Source organism: Burkholderia sp. AU17457, assembly GCF_002223255.1.
Taxonomy (GTDB): Bacteria; Pseudomonadota; Gammaproteobacteria; order Burkholderiales; family Burkholderiaceae; genus Burkholderia; species Burkholderia sola.
In genome coordinates, this window is the sequence record NZ_NKFB01000003.1 from 476,890 (window position 1) to 493,107 (window position 16,218).

Genomic DNA, 16,218 nt, shown 5'->3' on the forward strand with positions numbered 1-16,218 from the left:
GTCGTTTTGGGTCGGTCAATAGGTAAGGGAAGCCTGCGCGGACGCATTCGCCTCGACGGCCTGCAGCAACTGCGCGGCCACCGAGATCGCGATCACTTCGGGCGCCTTGTCGATGATGCCTTCGACGCCGATCGGGCAGCGCATGCGCGCGACCTGGGCCGGGTCGATGCCGATCGCGGCGAGGCGATGATCGAACTGCGCGCGTTTCGTATGCGAGCCGGTCATCCCGAAATACGCATAGTCGCCGCGTCGCAGGATGCGCTCGGCCAGCACGAAATCGAGCGCGTGGTCATGCGTCATCACGACGAAGTAGGACTGCGGCGGCGCTGCGTCGACCGCGTCCGCCGGGGAAGCGGCCGCGTCGATCGCGAGATTGCCGATGCCGGCGAGCGCGTCGGCCGGCGGGAACACCGCATCGGGCCGGTCGATCCAGCGCACGTGGCACGGCAGCGTCGCCAGCACCTTCACGAGCGCCGTGCCGATGTGCCCCGTGCCGAACAGCATGACGGGGAACGCATACGGCGCGATCGTTTCGGTCATCAGCGATACGCCGCCGGTTTCCCACAGCAGGCAGTCGGCGCGCGCGGCTTCCGATTCGGGCTCGCTCAACAGCGGCGCGCCCGGCGAGGGGCCGAATGATACGCTACGCACGGTCGCGGCGCCGGCCGCGACGCGCTTCGCGAGCGACATGATCCAGCCGAGGTCGCCGACGTCGAGCCGCTCGAACGCGAGCACCACGGCGCCGCCGCAGCACTGGCCGAGGCTCGGGCCGAGCGCGAGCCGCTCGAGCCGGCGCGCGTGCGGGACGTGCGCGCCGTCCTTCAGCAGGTGCCGCGCGATCTCGATCGCCTTCCATTCCAGATGACCGCCGCCGATCGTATGGCGGGCCGTGTCGCGCGTGACGAGCATCTTGGTGCCGGCCTCGCGCGGCGCGGAGCCGTCGGTATGCGCGACCGTCACGAGCACGGCCGCTTCGCCGTGCGCGAGCAGTTGCTGCAGATCGCCGAGCCAGGCTTCCATCAGCACGCTCCGTTCGGGACGACGCGGCACGACGCGCGGCGCGGGCTGGCGGGCACGACGGCAACGAGGGCGGACAGGAGCGGGGCAGGCCGGCTGCACGGCCGATGCCGTGCGGCGGCCGCGGACTGACGGCGTGCGCGAACGGCGCCGCCGGACGTGCGGACGCCATGAGGGTGACGGATGCGGATGGTTTGCGTTGTCATGATGAATCCAGTCGACATTGCGGATCGGGCGCGCGTTACGCAGGCAGCGGTGAGACCGCCTGGCCTCGCGCACGTAGATCGCCATCCAGTCCCGAAGATAGCACCGCCACGCGGCGGGAACATGGCCGGGCGGTGATCCGGGCTATCAGGCGGCGATCATGTCGATCATAGGCCGGCCGCGCGGGATCGGGGGACCGATGCGTGCACATCGGGCCGAAACGCACGTGTGACGGGGCGGGGGCGCGGCGATCGCGCGACGCGCGCCAGCCCGGCAATCCGGGTGGCGGCGGGATAGGTGTTTACGCGCGATGGCCGGGCGGGGACGGCGCAGGCCGCAGCCGGGAGACGACTCGCCGGCGGCGCGGCCCGTTCGATCGGGGCCGCCCGTGCGATGGGCCGGCACCGCGGCCGGTTGGTCAGCCCGCGAGCTTGCGGCGATGGCGCCAGAGGCTCGCGACGACCGCGATCAGGATCGCGGCGAAGCCGATCAGCGCCCAGCCGGGCAGCAGGATGCCGAGGATCGGCGGGTAGACGGTCTCGCACAGCCCGGCGACCTTGAACATGCCGGGGAACCACTGCGCAGGCGGCAGGCTGTCGACGATCGGCTGCAGCGTGTCGAAGCCGCAGCTGAAGCCCGGATTCATCTGGATCGACAGGTGTCGCGCGGCGGTGCCGACGCCGCCGGCCGCGGCGATCGCGATCAGCAGTTCGAGCACCCAGACGCCGCGCCAGTGGCGGATCCCGGCGGCCAGGAACGCGAAGATCCCGATCGCGCAGAAGAAGTAGCGCTGGATGATGCACAGCGGGCATGGGTCTTCGTTTTTCACGTACTGCAGGTACAGCGCGCCGGCCAGCAGGGCGATGCACACCCATCCGAGCAGCATCAGCAGGCGGCGTTCGCGGCGGAGTGCAAGCGTGTAGTCGTTCATGTCGGCGGAGTTCCTCGTCGGTCGGTCCGGAAAACAATCGCGCGATTTTAGCGCGAATGATCTGGCACGAAACTGACGGCGCGCGTGCGGCAGCCTGCCGCATCGCGCGCGGGCCGACGGCGATCGGCCGGCCAGCGGCTTGCGCCCGGCCGGCGCGGTCAGCGGATCGTGTTCAGCACGGCCTCGACCGACTGGCCGATCGCAAGCAGCGCGTCGTCGCGATGCGGCGCCGCCGCGAGCATCAGGCCGACCGGCGCCGCATCGCGCGGATGGCACGGCAGCGACAGCCCGCACGCGTCGAGGAAGTTGAACGCGCTCGGGTTGCGCAGGATCAGCGCGTTGGTACGCGTGAACGCGTCGTCGTCCGTTTCGAGTTCGGCGATACGCGGCGGCACGACCGGCACCGTCGGCGCGACGAGCGCATCGAAGCGCGACCAGACCGTGTGCGCGGCTTCGTCGAGCATCGCGGCGCGCGCGGCGAGCAGGTCGAGATAGTCGGCCGCGCTTGCGGGTTCGCCCTTCAGGATCCGCGTCAGTACGCGCGGATCGTACTGGTCGCGATGCTTGGCGAGCAGCGGACGATGCCACGCGTACGCCTCGATCGGCGAGAAGCCGAAGCGGTTGATCTCCGGCAGCCGGTCGAGCGCGGGGAAGCGCACTTCGGTGACGATCGCGCCGGCCGCTTCGAGATGCTTGAGCGCGGTGTCGAGCGCGGCCGCGACTTCGGCATCGACGCCGTCCGTCACGTAGTTCGTCAGCACGCCGAGCCGCACGCCTTCGAGCGGCCGCGCGGCCGGCACGTGCGGCTCGAGCCCCGCGAGCATCCGGTCGACGAGCGCGCAGCACGCGACCGTCAGGCCGATCGGGCCGAACGAGTCGAGCGTCGTCGACAGCGGCACGCCGCCTTGCGTCGGGATCCGGCTCGCGGTCGGCTTGAAGCCCGTCAGCCCGCACAGCGCGGCCGGAATGCGGATCGAGCCGCCGGTATCGGTGCCGAGCGCGACGGCGGCCATCCCGTCGGCGACCGACGCGGCCGCCCCCGACGACGAGCCGCCCGAAATCCGCGCATCGCCCGGCACGTCGCGGTGGTACGGCGAGCGCGGGTTGCCGAAGTGCGGATTCAGCCCGAGCCCCGAGAACGCGAACTCGCTCATGTTGGTGCGGCCGACCAGCACCGCGCCCGCGCGCTTGAGCCGGGCGACGGCGACCGCATCGGTGCGCGCGGCCGGCGCGCCGTCGAGTACGCGCGACCCCGCGCGCGTGACCTGGCCCGCGACGTCGAACAGGTCCTTGACCGACACCGGAATGCCCGCGAGCGGCGACAGCACGGTGCCCGCGGCGCGCAGCCGGTCGTGCGCGTCGGCGGCCGCGCGGGCGTTGTCGGCATCGACCTCGGTGAAGACGACGGCGCCCTGGCCCGACGGATCGGCGATCCGGTCGAGCGCGGTGTCGACGAGCACGCGGCTCGTGGTCCGGCCGGCGGCGAGGTCGGCGGCGAGCTGGGCGAGCGGGGGGAAGGGCGTGAAAGTGGTCATGGCGGCTCAGGGGCGAAGATGTTGAAGGAGCGTGGAGCGGAACGAATCGATATGGCTTTCGACGGCCGCGCGCGCACCGGCGGCGTCGCGCGCGGACAGCCGGTCGAACAGCGCGCGGTGCTCGTGCTGGACGTCGGCGAGATGGTGCGGTTCGGACAGCGTGACGAACCAGAAGCGCAGCGAGCGCTCGTGCAGCGCGCGCAGGATGTCGGCGAGCACGGCATTGCGCGCGGCCGCGGCGATCGTCTGATGAAACGCGCGGTCGAGCTCCATCATGCCCTCGACGTCGTGCGTGTCGACGCAGGCCTGCCCGTCGTCGAGCAGCGCGGCCAGGCGCGCGAGATCGTCGGGCATCGCATGGCGCGCGGCGAGTTCGGCGCAGTGCGCTTCGTTGATGCGCCGCACGTCGATCACCGCGACGATGTCGTCGAGCGACAGCGGCTGCACCATCAAGCCCTTGCGCGGCATCACGGACAGCAGCCCTTCGAGCACGAGCCGATGCACGGCCTGATGCACCGGCGTGCGGCCGATTCCCGTGCGCGCGACGAGATCGGCTTCGTTGAGCGCGGCCCCCGGCTTCAGGCGCATCGTGATGATGTCGCGCTGGATCAGCGCGTACGCGCGGTCGGCGAGGCTGGCCGGCGACGCGGCGGCCCGGTCGCGGGTGAGGTCGGTCACGGTACTCATGCCGGTTGCGGCGCGGCGGCCGGGAGGGGCGCGATCATGGCGCGGAGGCTCGGGAAGCGTGGACGATCGCTGGATATTATTGTGATATATCACTGATGTCCAGCGCGCGAAGCGGGTAGCGGTGCCGGCGCGCGCGGGCGCCGACTTGCAACAATATCGACAGGATGTTGCAGGTTTGCCGCGCGATCGTGCGCTGAAGCATAATGAATCCTCGTCTATCCCTACGCGCGAGCGACGCATCAGACTATCGTCATGAGCGAAAACACGCCTTCCCCGGCCGGTCTGCCCGGCACCTCTTCCGCTTCTTCCGATTCTCCTCGTCCCGATCCGGTGAAAACGCCCGATGCGCCGGCCACGCAGGCCGCCGCCGAGAATGTCGCCGATGACGGCGCGTCGCCCGTCACGGCTGCATCCGAGCCGGGTGCGCCCGGTGCCGCAGGCGCCGTCGGTGATGGCGCCGCCGCGGCAGCACCGCTGAAGCCAGGCGCGCCGCCGCCCGGATTCGGCGCGCCGCCCGATTTCGACACGCCGCGGCCGCCGCCCGCGAGCGCGCAGAATGCGCCGCCTGCCTATCTGAAGCAGAGCGACACGCCGTGGTCGGTGTTCGGCCGGATCGTCGCGGCACGTGCGCGGCGGCTGTTCGACCGCGCCGGCCAGCGCATCACGCAGCGCACGCTGCGCATCGGCGTATCGGCGCGGATCTTCCATCCGGAGCCGGGCGCGAAGGGGCTGCGCGGCAAGACGCTGCAGTATCTCGAGGAATCGATTGCCCACTGGGTGATGTCGCGCGACGTGCTCGTGTTCATGATTCCGACCGTCGGCCATCAAGGCATGATCCATCCGAGCAACATCCGCCTGCGCGATTACGCGAAGCATCTCGACGGCCTGCTGCTGCAAGGCGGCGCCGACGTGTCGCCGCAGACCTACGCGGCGTCGGATGCGCGTCCCGAATGGCCCGGCGATCGCGTGCGCGACATGTACGAGCTCGAGCTGCTGCACGAATTCGTCGAGTCCGGCAAACCCGTGCTCGGCGTGTGTCGCGGCTGCCAGCTGATCAACGTCGCGTTCGGCGGCTCGCTGTACCAGGACATCGCCACCGACGTGCCGACTGCGAACGCGCACGTGAGCGAGCATTACGACCAGCATCGTCACGCGATCCGCTTTCCCGATTCGTCGACGCTCGCGAGCATGTTCCCGGGGCGCAGCGAAGCGATCGTCAACTCGATTCACCACCAGGCGATCCGCGATCTCGGCCGCGATCTGAACATCGAGGCCGTATCGGCCGGCGACGGGATCATCGAAGGCATTCGCCATCGGCGTTCGCCGTTCGTCGTCGGCGTGCAGTGGCATCCGGAGTTCCATCGCGCGGGCGGTTCCGAACTGCTCGACTGCACGCCGCTGCTCGATGCGTTCCTGCGCGCGGCGCGCGAAACGCGTCTGTAGCACGCCGTCTTTTTCGCGTCGCACCAAGGGCGGCCGCATCCCGATAAATTCGAGATGCGGCCGTTTCGTTTTGCACGATAATCGCCAGTTCCGATTCGTTCGCCGGAGTCTGACGTTGGCCTTCCGAAATTTCTCCCCTGCACGATGCGCAACGTGGATCGTTGCGCTGGCCGCCTGCGCGCAAGCGGGTATGGCCTGGTCCGCCGATGTGACCGCACCCGTCGCCGGTACGCGTCCGGCGGTCACGAGCCTGAGCGGCGGCGTGTCGCCGCCTGCATCGGCCGCGGTCGCGACGGACGCCGCCGCGCAAGGCAACGTCGCCGAGCTGACGCAGATGCTGCACGACGGCCGGATCGTCGAGATGCGCACGACGTACAACGGCAGCTACGGCGCGAGCCTGATGTTCGATCCGCGCGAGATGACGTATTACGTCGCGCTGTTCCAGGACAAGAACCTGTGGCGCGTGATCCGTTCGCAGGAAAAGAATCGCGCGGAGATGGTGTACGCGAACTTCGTCCAGCAGACGGCGCAACTCGCCGATATCGAGATTCGCCGGACCGAGCTGCAGGCGCAGAAGGCATTTCTCGAACGCGTGATCGCGCTGCAGGCGAATCGTGCGCAGCAGTTGCAGGCCGACCTGAGCGTCGCGCGCAGCCAGCAGGCCGAAGTCGCGCAGCGGCAGAAGTCGGCGCAGGAGCAGGCGCAGGCGCTGCAGGTCGAGAAGCGGGCGGCGCAGTTGCAGTTGCGCGATCTGCAGGAGCAGGTGCGACAACTCGAGAAGCAGACCGAGACGGGGCTGCCCGTGCACAAGTAACGAGCGGACGAGCGGACGAGCGGACGAAGCGAGACGAGCGAAAACCCGGCGAAGCGATCTTCGCCGGGTTTTTTATTGGGCGGGCGTCAATGCGCGAATGCGTCCGGCACGTCGGTCACGCGGCGGTGCGACAGGTGCGATGTCCAGTCGACGCCGGCCGCGCTCGGGTGCGCCGGCCGAGTGGCGCGCAGCGCGTTCGCGATGGCAATCAACGTGGCCGGATCGGCGAGCGAGTCGCGCGTCTCGCGCGTGTCTGCCATGCGCGGCGGCCGGGCGAGCCGATCGCGTGTGCCGGTGTCGCCCGCGGCGCGCTGGATCGGCGGATGTCCAGCCAACCTCGGTATGACCGGTGTGCGGGGCGAGGCTTTCGCCGTGCGCTGGCCGACTGCCCGACGTGGCGAAGCAGGGGCGGCATGCCGCACGTCGGCCGTCGCTCGCGGATGAAGCGGTGCGGGGCGCTGAGTGGCGGGCGGCGATTCCGTCGTGTTCGCGTCAGGCGTCGCGACCTTGCGCTGCGGCATGGTGTTCGTCGACGTGGTCGATTCGGCCGCGGCGGCACGTACGGGGCCCCTCGATGTCGCGACGTGATCGAGCGGGCCGCCGGCGGCTTGAATCGCGTGCGCGGGACCGAAACCCGCCGGTGGCTCGTATGCGCCGATCAGCCAGCCGATGATGCCGAGTGTGCCGATGCTCCAGCAGACGGCGTACATCGCGCGCCGGTCGCGAGGACGGCGGGCCGGATGGCGCGAGCGCCGGCCGGGGACGACTGCCGGCGTGACCGGCAACCCGGCCGAGGCCGGCAGCGCCGCCGCCATGGAGAGCGGCTGCCATTGGCACGCATGGTGCGGCCGTTCGACATCGATACAGGATGTCGTCAGCGTCGCAAGGCAGTTCCGAGCGGGCCCTACACCGGGTGCGCCGCGAAATCGCCATTCGCGGCCGAACGGCGGGACGTGGTCGAGCGGGGTGGCGCGAGGGCGGGCAAGCGCGCCTTCGACCGGGACGAGGGGCGATGGGATCATGGCGGGGGCGTCGTGCGACACGGGCGACCGTGCCGGCGCGGCGTGAAAATGTCGTCGCAAATCGTGACATTGTGGTCAGCCGGCGAAGGTCGGTCGATCAGATCGATCTGATTCTTGTACCCGTTTCGGGGCGACTTGTACGAGGCGGATACCGTGACGTCAGTGACGGGGCCGCTACAAGGCAAATGTCGGCTTGCCGTGGCATGATTCGCGAATCATGCCGGCGGCGCGCCGTTACGCGCCGTGCCGCCGGTGGGCAGCGATGCCCGTGCGCGTCGGCCCGCCCCGGCGCGGCGCGCGTCGCCGGATTCATGCGGCGCGGTATTCGCGCCATCCGAGCTGAGCGAGAAGACATGTCCACAGCGTCGCCTGCCATCGCGCAGGAATCGAAAGTCCGCACCGTGTTCCGGGTCGTCAGCGGCAACTTCCTGGAAATGTACGACTTCATGGTCTACGGGTATTACGCGTCGGCCATCGCGAAAACGTACTTTCCGAGCGGCAACGCGTTCGCGTCGCTGATGCTGTCGCTGTCGGTATTCGGCGCCGGCTTCCTGATGCGACCGGTCGGCGCGATCGTGCTCGGCGCGTATATCGATCATCACGGCCGCCGCAAAGGACTGATCCTGACGCTCGGGCTGATGGCGATCGGCACGCTCGCGGTGGCCGCGATACCGGGCTATGCGACGATCGGCGTGCTCGCGCCGGTACTCGTGCTGCTCGGCCGATTGTTGCAGGGCTTCTCGGCGGGCGTCGAACTCGGCGGCGTGTCGGTCTACCTGTCGGAGATCGCGACGAAGGGCCACAAGGGGTTCTATACGTCGTGGCAGTCGGGCAGCCAGCAGGTGGCCGTCGTGTTCGCCGCGTTCGTCGGTGTCGTGCTGAACCGCGCGTTGCCGGTCGAGGAAATGACCGCGTGGGGCTGGCGCATTCCGTTCCTGATCGGCTGCCTGATCGTGCCGTTCCTGTTCCTGATCCGCCGTTCGCTGAAGGAGACCGACGAATTCCTGGCGAAGCGCCACCGCCCGACGATGGGCGAGATCATGCGCTCGATGCTTGATAACTGGGGCGTCGTGGTGGCCGGCATGGGGATGGTGATCATGACGACGGTGTCGTTCTACATGATTACCGCGTACACGCCGACCTTCGGCAAGGAAGTGCTGCACCTGTCGTCGCTCGACGCGCTCGTCGTGACCGTTTGCGTCGGGATCTCGAATCTCGTGTGGCTGCCGCTGTCCGGTGCGCTGTCCGACCGCATCGGCCGCCGCCCGGTGCTGATCGCGTTCACCGTGCTGACGCTGCTGTCGGCTTACCCGGCCGTGCTGTGGCTCGTCGGCGATCCGTCGTTCCTGCGGCTGCTGGCGGTCGAGCTGTGGCTGTCGTTCCTGTACGCGTCGTACAACGGCGCGATGGTCGTCGCGCTGACCGAAGTGATGCCGGCCGACGTGCGAACGGCCGGCTTCTCGCTCGCGTACAGCCTGGCCACGACGATCGGCGGTTTCACGCCGGCGATCTCGACGCTGCTGATCCACCAGACGGGCAACAAGGCGGCGCCGGGGTTGTGGCTGAGTGTGGCCGCGATCTGCGGCTTGATCGCGACGCTCGTGCTGTACCGCACGTCCGCCGCGCGCAACCAGTACAAGTCGGCGTGACGGCGGCCGGCATGGCGCGCGGCGTCGGCCGCGGATCACCTTGAACAAGGGAGCGCATTGCGCTCCCTTGTTCGTTTGCGGTCATGCTTCGCGCAGCATGTCGGCCACCGCGGCCGCCACGTCGGGCCACGCGCCCGGCGCAGGCTGACGGGCGATTCTGGCGTGCGCGTACCACGGGCAGTCGCCGCCGGTGAACCAGCGCCAGTCGGCCGCGAACGGCAGCATGACCCACAGCGGCTTGCCGAGCGCACCCGTGAGGTGCGCGACCGCCGTGTCGATCGTGACGACGCCGTCGAGGCGCTCGATCAGTGCGGCCGTATCGGCAAAGTCGTTCAGCCGGCCATCGAGACGATGCACGCGCGGATGCGCGTCGACGCGCGCGCGTTCGTCGTCGTCGAGCGCGGGCTGCAACACGATCCAGTCGATGTCCGGCAGCGCGAGTAGCGGCGCGAGCGCGTCGAACGGCATCGAGCGGTTTTCCTGCGCCTGCCGGCGCCCCGACCACGCGAGGCCGAACTTGCGCTTCGACTGCCCGCCGAGCGAGCCGCGAAAGCGCCGCCGGGCGCCGTCGGGCGCGTCGAGGTAGCGGGAGCCGACGATGTCTTCCGGCTGAAGCCCGAGCAGGAACGGCAGGCTCATCAGCGTGCAGGCGACGTCCGCGGCGGGCGGCTTCGCCGCGTCTTGCGGGACGAGCGTCACGCGCCAGCGCGACGCGGCCGGCGTCAGCAGCGCGACGAGTTCCGGCTGGACTTCGAGGACGACGCGCGCGCAGCGTGCGCGCACCTGCGGCACGAAGCGGACGAACTGCAGGGTGTCGCCGAACCCCTGTTCCGCGCGGATCAGCAGCGTGCGCGCCGCAATCGGCTCGCCTTGCCAGCGCGGCAGTGCGCCGAGCGGCGTCGCGCCGGGCGTCTCGTGGCGCGCTTCGTACGCGGGCAGGCCGCGCGTGAAGTCGCGCAGCGTCAGCAGCGTGACCGCGCGATGCAGCCGTGCGAGCGTGAGATCGGGCGCGACGCGCAGCGCCTGGTCGAATGCGCGCAGCGCCATCTCGTGCGCGCCGAGCGCGTGATGTGCGTTGCCGAGATTCAGCCAGGCGAGCCCGAACGACGGATCGAGCCCGACGGCGCGTTCGTAGTAGGGCAGCGCGTCGCGGTGGCGCGCTTGCGCGCAGAGTGCATTCGCGAGCCCGAACAGCGCGAGCGGAAACGGCGGGTGCAGCGCGAGCGCGGCTTCGAACGCCGCGGCTGCCTCGGCATGCCGGCCGATCGCATCGAACGTGTTGCCGAGATTGAAATGCGCGGCGACGAACCGCGGCTGCGCGGCGATCGCGGCCTGGAAGTGCGCGATCGCATCGTCGGCGCGACCCATCGCGCTTAGCGCCATCGCGAGGTTGTTGTGCGCGCCCGCATGCCCGGGCCGGAGCTCGAGCGCGCGACCGAACGCGGCGAGCGCGTCGTCGTGGCGGCCGAGCGCGTTCAGCGCGTTGCCGAGATTATTGTGGATCGACGCGTCGTCGGGCGTGAGCCGCAGCGCACGGCCGAACGCGTCGATCGCATCGTCGTGACGCTGCAGCGCCGCATATGCGTTGCCGAGGTTGTAGTGCGCGAGCGGAAATTCGGGCGCGAGCGTCAGCGCGTTGCGGAAGCGGTCGATCGCTTCGTCGAGCCGGCCGAGCGCTTTCAACGCGTTGCCGAGATTGAGCTGCAGCGCGGCATCGTCCGGACGCAGCGCGACGGCGCGGCCGACGAGATCGGCTGCCTCGGCGTGCTGGCCCTGCTGGTGCCGCAGCACGCCGAACAGGTGCAGTGCGTCGGCGTCGGCGGGGTTGGAGGCGAGCGCGTGGCGATAGCCGTGCTCGGCCTCGGCGAGGCGGCCCGCGCGATGCGCGGCGTACGCCCGGTCGAATGCGGAATCCATGACGCGAAAAGGGGCGGAAAGCGCGTATTTTCCCACACCGCGCGGCGAGGCCGCGCATCGGCCGGTTGGCATATGGCCCCGTCACGCGGAGCGGCGTAGACTGGCAGGGTCGCGTGTCATCGAGGTCTCCATGGCTGACACACTATCCGATATCCCGCCCGTGCTGATCGTCGGCGCGGGGCCGACCGGCCTTGCCGCGGCGATGAGCCTCGCGCGGGCCCGCGTGCCGGTGCGCATCATCGATCGTCTCGTCGCGCCCGCGCCGTTCTCGCGTGCGATCGGCATCCAGGCGCGCACGCTCGAACTGCTGGAGCAGCATCGCGCGGTCGAACCGTTTCTCGCGCTCGGCCATCGCGCACATGCGGCGGAGCTGCATGCCGACGGTCGCGTGATCGCGCGGCTCGATTTCGATCCGCTGCAAACGCGCTATCCGTATCTGATGTTTCTCGACCAGAGCATCACCGAGCGGCTGCTCGCCGAGCACCTGGCCGGGATGGGCGTGACCGTCGAACGCGGTACGGCGCTGACCGCGTGCGACGCGGGCGGCACGTCGCTCGACGTGACGTTGCGCCGCGCCGACGGCCGCGACGAGTCGTTCGCCCCGTCGTACCTGATTGCCGCCGACGGCGCGCACAGCACGGTCAGGCACCTGCTCGGCCTGGGCTTTCCCGGGCATGCGTTCGAACAGACTTTCCTGCTGGCCGATTTCGCGGCGATACCCGACTGGCCGGACGAGGAGATCCATCTGTTCACGACGCCCGCGGGCATCGCGGGCCTGTTTCCGATGGGCGGCGGCCGTTATCGGCTCGTCGCGGACCGGCCGCCCGGCAGCGGCGCATCGCCCGACGCGGCGCCGCCGTCGCTCGACGAATGCGACGCAATCGTCCGCGCGCGCGTCGGCGCATCGATCTCGCCGAGCGATCTCGCGTGGTCGTCCTATTTCCATCTGCACAGCCGGATGGTCGACCGGCTGCGTCACGGCCGCGTGTTTTTCGCGGGCGACGCCGCGCACGTCCACAGCCCGGCCGGCGCGCAGGGCATGAATACCGGCATCCAGGAGGCGTTCAACCTCGGCTGGAAGCTTGCACGTGTCCTCCGCGCAGGCGCGCCCGAGCGGTTGCTCGACACGTATCACGCGGAGCGCCATCCGATCGAGCGCGACGTGTTGCGGCAGACCGGTTTCGTCACGCAGGTCGTCGAAGCCGAGCGCGGTGCGATGAAGCTGTTGCGTGATCACGTCGTGCCGCTGCTCGCGTCGTTCGGGCCGATGCGCGACGCGGTCAGGCGCACGGTGAGCGAACTCGGCGTGCAGTACCGGAAGAGTCCGCTCACGCTCGAGCGCGTGCTCGACGGCGGCCCGCGCGCGGGCGAGCGCGCGCCCGATGCACTCGTGCACGTGCTCGACGGGCCGCTCGGTCGCGCGCCCGGCACGGCGCGGCTATACGATCTTCACGATCCGGCGAGTTTCACGCTGTTGCTGCTGGAAGAGCCGGCGAATACCGACGCCGGCGAGGTGCCGCCGATCCCGGCCGATGCGCAAGCGCTCGTGCAGGGGCTCGAACGGATCATGCCGGAAGCGGTGCGCGCGTGGCGCGTCGCCGATGCCGAAGGCGACGGTGCGGCGGGGCTCGCGCAGGAATACGGCCGCTCGCGGCCGTCGTTCTATCTGCTGCGGCCCGACGGCTATGTCGCCGCGCGCGGGCGCACGGCGACCGACGCGAACGCGTTGCTGCGCCACTGCGAAAGCTGGTTCGCGGGCATGCCGGTATCCGCGTAGCCGCGCGCTCAGGCGGGCGCCGCGGCAGGGGCGAGCGACGCGCGATGCGTGGCGATCGCGTCGCGCACGATCGGCGCCGCGCGTCGTCCGGCTTCGCTCGACGGGTCGTCGAGCGCGGCGAGCAACGCCCGACGCATCCGCGGCTCCCAGAAGCGCCGGATATGCTCGGCGATGCCGGCCAGCGCTTCGTCGCGATCGGGCATCGATTCGAAGAACGCGCCGATCTGGTTGGCCATGTCGATCAGGTGGTCGTGGTCCATGATTGCCTCACTTGCCTGTCGTCACGGCGGCCGGCGCGGCCGCGCGGCGCTCGAGCAGGTCGAGCTGCTCCGAGTTGAAGCGCGCGTACGCGCGCTGCCAGTCGGACGGCTGCGCAACCGGCATCACCTGCACGGCCGTGACCTTGTATTCGGGGCAGTTGGTCGCCCAGTCGGAGCTGTCCGTCGTGATCACGTTCGCGCCCGATTCAGGGAAGTGGAACGTCGTGTACACGACGCCCGGCTGCATGCGCTCCGTCACGAGCGCGCGCAGCACCGTCTGCCCCGCGCGCGATTCGATGCCGACCCAGTCGCCGGTGCGGATCCCGCGATCCTGCGCGTCGTGCGGATGGATCTCGAGCCGATCCTCTTCATGCCATCGGACGTTTTCGGTTCGGCGCGTCTGCGCGCCGACGTTGTATTGCGACAGGATGCGGCCCGTCGTCAGGATCAGCGGATAGCGCTGCGTGACTTTCTCCGGCGTCGGAATGAACTTGGTGATCACGAACCGGCCCTTGCCGCGCACGAACGTGTCGATGTGCATGGTCGGCGTGCCTTCCGGCGCGTGTTCGTTGCACGGCCACTGGATGCTGCCGAGCGCGTCGAGCTTCTCGTACGACACGCCCGAGAAGGTCGGCGTGAGCCGTGCGATCTCGTCCATGATTTCCGACGGATGCGCGTAGTGCATGTCGTAGCCGAGCGCCTGCGACAGCAGCAGCGTGACTTCCCAGTCCGCGTAGCCCGCGAGCGGCGGCATCACCTTGCGCACGCGCGAGATCCGGCGCTCCGCGTTCGTGAACGTGCCGTCCTTTTCGAGGAACGTCGAGCCCGGCAGCAGCACGTGCGCGTATTTCGCGGTTTCGTTCAGGAAGATGTCCTGCACGACGATGCATTCCATCGCCGACAGCGCGGCCGCGACGTGCTGCGTGTTCGGGTCCGACTGGACGATGTCCTCGCCCTGGCAGTAAAGCCCCTTGAAGCTGCCGTCGAGCGCCGCGTCGAACATGTTCGGGATGCGCAGCCCCGGCTCCGGCTGCAGCGTGGCCGACCAGGCCTGTTCGAACTGCGTGCGCACGACCTCGTCGCTGATGTGTCGGTAGCCGGGCAGTTCGTGCGGGAACGAGCCCATGTCGCACGAACCCTGCACGTTGTTCTGACCACGCAGCGGATTGACGCCGACGCCTTCGCGGCCGACGTTGCCGGTCGCCATCGCGAGGTTCGCGATGCCCATCACCGTCGTCGAGCCTTGCGCGTGTTCGGTGACGCCCAGGCCGTAGTAGATCGCGGCGTTGCCGCCCGTCGCGTACAGGCGCGCGGCCTCGCGCACCAACCCGGCCGGCACGCCCGTCACGTCCGCGGTCGCCTCGGGCGAATTGTCTGCCTGCGCGACGAAGTCGCGCCATTGCTCGAACGCGCGCGTGTCGCAGCGCTCGGCGACGAATGCGTCGGCCACCAGCCCTTCGGTGACGATCACGTGCGCCAGTGCGTTGACGATCGCGACGTTGGTGCCCGGGCGCAACTGCAGATGATGCGTGGCCTTCACGTGCGGGCCGTCGACGACGTCGATGCGGCGCGGGTCGATCACGATCAGCTTCGCGCCTTCGCGCACGCGCCGCTTCAGTCGCGAGCCGAACACCGGATGACCGTCGGTCGGGTTCGCGCCCATCACGACGATCACGTCGGCCTGGCCGACCGATGCGAACGTCTGCGTGCCGGCCGATTCGCCGAGCGTCGTCTTGAGGCCATAGCCGGTCGGCGAGTGGCACACGCGTGCGCAGGTATCGACGTTGTTGTTGCCGAACGCGGCGCGCACGAGCTTCTGCACGAGATAGGTTTCCTCGTTCGTGCAGCGCGACGACGTGATCCCGCCGATCGAATCGCGGCCGTACTTCTGCTGCAGCTTGCGGAATTGCGTCGCCGCGTAGGTGAGGGCTTCGTCCCAGCTCACTTCGCGCCACGGGTCGGTGATCTTCTCGCGGATCATCGGCTTCGTGATGCGGTCCTTGTGCGTCGCATAGCCCCACGCGAAGCGCCCCTTCACGCACGCGTGGCCTTCGTTCGCGAGGCCGTTCTTGTACGGCGTCATGCGCACGACCTGCGTGCCCTTCATCTCGGCCTTGAACGAGCAGCCGACGCCGCAGTACGCGCAGGTCGTGACGACCGAGTGCTCGGCCTGCCCGAGCTGCACGACGGATTTTTCCTGCAGCGTGGCCGTCGGGCATGCTGCGACGCATGCGCCGCACGACACGCATTCCGACGCCATGAACGATTCGCTTTCGCCGGCGGCGACACGCGATTCGAAGCCGCGCGCGGCGATCGTCAGCGCGAACGTGCCTTGCGTTTCCTCGCACGCGCGCACGCAGCGGTTGCAGACGATGCACTTCGACGGATCGTACGTGAAGTACGGATTCGATTCGTCCTTCGTGTCCTTCAGGTGATTGGCGCAGTCGTTGCCGTAGCGCACTTCGCGCAGCCCGACCACGCCGGCCATGTCCTGCAACTCGCAGTCGCCGTTGGCCGGGCAGGTGAGGCAGTCGAGCGGGTGATCGGAGATGTACAGCTCCATCACGTTGCGGCGCAGCGACTGCAGCCGGTCCGACTGCGTGCGCACCTTCATGCCGGCTTCGGCGGGCGTCGTGCACGATGCCGGATAACCGCGCCGGCCTTCGATCTCGACGAGGCACAGCCGGCACGAGCCGAACGGTTCGAGCGAATCGGTCGCGCACAGCTTCGGGACGTTGACGCCGGCTTCGATCGCCGCGCGCATCACCGACGTGCCGGCCGGCACCGTGACCGGCTGGCCGTCGATTTCGAGCGTGACGTCGGTATCGGCGTACCGTTGCGGCGTGCCGTAGTCGGTATCGTCGTGCGGATCGCGTGCGCGCGCCTGGGCGGCGCTCTTGCACGCGCATTGGCCCGAGCCGCAGCCGCCTTGGCGGACGTTGTTCGTGTCGAGGGACATGCA

Annotated in this window: 12 protein-coding genes; 4 read left to right on the top strand and 8 right to left on the bottom strand. The window is 69.6% G+C overall.

Annotated features, from left to right (window positions below; translation table 11 throughout):
* Positions 1-15 precede the first annotated feature (15 nt).
* The 4 genes from xdhC to CFB49_RS04665 all read right to left on the bottom strand — a co-directional run bounded on the left by xdhC (position 16) and on the right by CFB49_RS04665 (position 4,374).
* Positions 16-1,020: a xanthine dehydrogenase accessory protein XdhC gene (gene xdhC / locus CFB49_RS04645; RefSeq protein WP_089490782.1), complete on the bottom strand. Its 1,005-nt coding sequence runs from the start codon at positions 1,018-1,020 to the stop codon at positions 16-18.
* 619 nt (positions 1,021-1,639) lie between these two features.
* Entirely contained in the window at positions 1,640-2,152 is a 513-nt protein-coding gene (locus CFB49_RS04655) for a disulfide bond formation protein B (RefSeq protein ID WP_069621097.1), read from the bottom strand.
* Positions 2,153-2,310: 158 nt separating this feature from the next.
* Positions 2,311-3,687, bottom strand: coding sequence for an amidase (locus CFB49_RS04660; RefSeq protein ID WP_089490783.1), 1,377 nt, complete (start codon positions 3,685-3,687; stop codon positions 2,311-2,313).
* A 6-nt stretch (positions 3,688-3,693) separates the two neighbouring features.
* Entirely contained in the window at positions 3,694-4,374 is a 681-nt protein-coding gene (locus CFB49_RS04665; protein WP_089490784.1) for a GntR family transcriptional regulator, read from the bottom strand.
* 252 nt (positions 4,375-4,626) lie between these two features.
* On the opposite strand from CFB49_RS04665, the gene CFB49_RS04670 reads away from it, so the two are divergent.
* Together CFB49_RS04670 and CFB49_RS04675 are read left to right on the top strand one after the other, a co-directional pair.
* Positions 4,627-5,817: a gamma-glutamyl-gamma-aminobutyrate hydrolase family protein gene (locus tag CFB49_RS04670; RefSeq protein WP_089490785.1), complete on the top strand. Its 1,191-nt coding sequence runs from the start codon at positions 4,627-4,629 to the stop codon at positions 5,815-5,817.
* A gap of 115 nt (positions 5,818-5,932) precedes the next feature.
* On the top strand, positions 5,933-6,631 hold the full coding sequence (locus tag CFB49_RS04675) for a DUF2968 domain-containing protein (RefSeq protein WP_069621093.1): 699 nt from the start codon (positions 5,933-5,935) through the stop codon (positions 6,629-6,631).
* A gap of 86 nt (positions 6,632-6,717) precedes the next feature.
* Here the strand turns inward: CFB49_RS04675 and CFB49_RS04680 are convergent, their stop codons facing one another.
* On the bottom strand, positions 6,718-7,653 hold the full coding sequence (locus CFB49_RS04680) for a hypothetical protein (protein ID WP_179234860.1): 936 nt from the start codon (positions 7,651-7,653) through the stop codon (positions 6,718-6,720).
* A gap of 353 nt (positions 7,654-8,006) precedes the next feature.
* Between CFB49_RS04680 and CFB49_RS04685 the strand changes: the two genes are divergently transcribed.
* A complete protein-coding gene (locus tag CFB49_RS04685; RefSeq protein ID WP_089434698.1) occupies positions 8,007-9,302 on the top strand; it encodes an MFS transporter in 1,296 nt (431 codons plus the stop codon).
* Between the two features lie 81 nt (positions 9,303-9,383).
* Here CFB49_RS04685 and CFB49_RS04690 read toward each other — a convergent pair whose 3' ends face one another.
* Entirely contained in the window at positions 9,384-11,219 is a 1,836-nt protein-coding gene (locus CFB49_RS04690) for a tetratricopeptide repeat protein (RefSeq protein ID WP_409996491.1), read from the bottom strand.
* A gap of 130 nt (positions 11,220-11,349) precedes the next feature.
* Between CFB49_RS04690 and CFB49_RS04695 the strand changes: the two genes are divergently transcribed.
* Positions 11,350-12,996, top strand: a complete 1,647-nt coding sequence (locus tag CFB49_RS04695; protein ID WP_089490787.1) for an FAD-dependent monooxygenase — start codon at positions 11,350-11,352, stop codon at positions 12,994-12,996.
* Between the two features lie 8 nt (positions 12,997-13,004).
* Here CFB49_RS04695 and CFB49_RS04700 read toward each other — a convergent pair whose 3' ends face one another.
* Together CFB49_RS04700 and fdhF are read right to left on the bottom strand one after the other, a co-directional pair.
* Positions 13,005-13,256, bottom strand: a complete 252-nt coding sequence (locus CFB49_RS04700) for a formate dehydrogenase subunit delta (protein ID WP_069621088.1) — start codon at positions 13,254-13,256, stop codon at positions 13,005-13,007.
* A gap of 7 nt (positions 13,257-13,263) precedes the next feature.
* Positions 13,264-16,215, bottom strand: a complete 2,952-nt coding sequence (fdhF, locus tag CFB49_RS04705) for a formate dehydrogenase subunit alpha (RefSeq protein ID WP_089490788.1) — start codon at positions 16,213-16,215, stop codon at positions 13,264-13,266.
* Positions 16,216-16,218: the final 3 nt, after the last annotated feature.

Coding starts and splice junctions, on each gene's coding strand:
- CFB49_RS04660 (WP_089490783.1), bottom strand. CDS start 3,687: ATGACCACTTTCACGCCCTTCCCCCCGCTCGCCCAGCTCGCCGCCGAC.
- CFB49_RS04700 (WP_069621088.1), bottom strand. CDS start 13,256: ATGGACCACGACCACCTGATCGACATGGCCAACCAGATCGGCGCGTTC.
- CFB49_RS04685 (WP_089434698.1), top strand. CDS start 8,007: ATGTCCACAGCGTCGCCTGCCATCGCGCAGGAATCGAAAGTCCGCACC.
- CFB49_RS04690 (WP_409996491.1), bottom strand. CDS start 11,219: ATGGATTCCGCATTCGACCGGGCGTACGCCGCGCATCGCGCGGGCCGC.
- xdhC (WP_089490782.1), bottom strand. CDS start 1,020: ATGGAAGCCTGGCTCGGCGATCTGCAGCAACTGCTCGCGCACGGCGAA.
- fdhF (WP_089490788.1), bottom strand. CDS start 16,215: ATGTCCCTCGACACGAACAACGTCCGCCAAGGCGGCTGCGGCTCGGGC.
- CFB49_RS04655 (WP_069621097.1), bottom strand. CDS start 2,152: ATGAACGACTACACGCTTGCACTCCGCCGCGAACGCCGCCTGCTGATG.
- CFB49_RS04680 (WP_179234860.1), bottom strand. CDS start 7,653: ATGATCCCATCGCCCCTCGTCCCGGTCGAAGGCGCGCTTGCCCGCCCT.
- CFB49_RS04665 (WP_089490784.1), bottom strand. CDS start 4,374: ATGAGTACCGTGACCGACCTCACCCGCGACCGGGCCGCCGCGTCGCCG.
- CFB49_RS04695 (WP_089490787.1), top strand. CDS start 11,350: ATGGCTGACACACTATCCGATATCCCGCCCGTGCTGATCGTCGGCGCG.
- CFB49_RS04670 (WP_089490785.1), top strand. CDS start 4,627: ATGAGCGAAAACACGCCTTCCCCGGCCGGTCTGCCCGGCACCTCTTCC.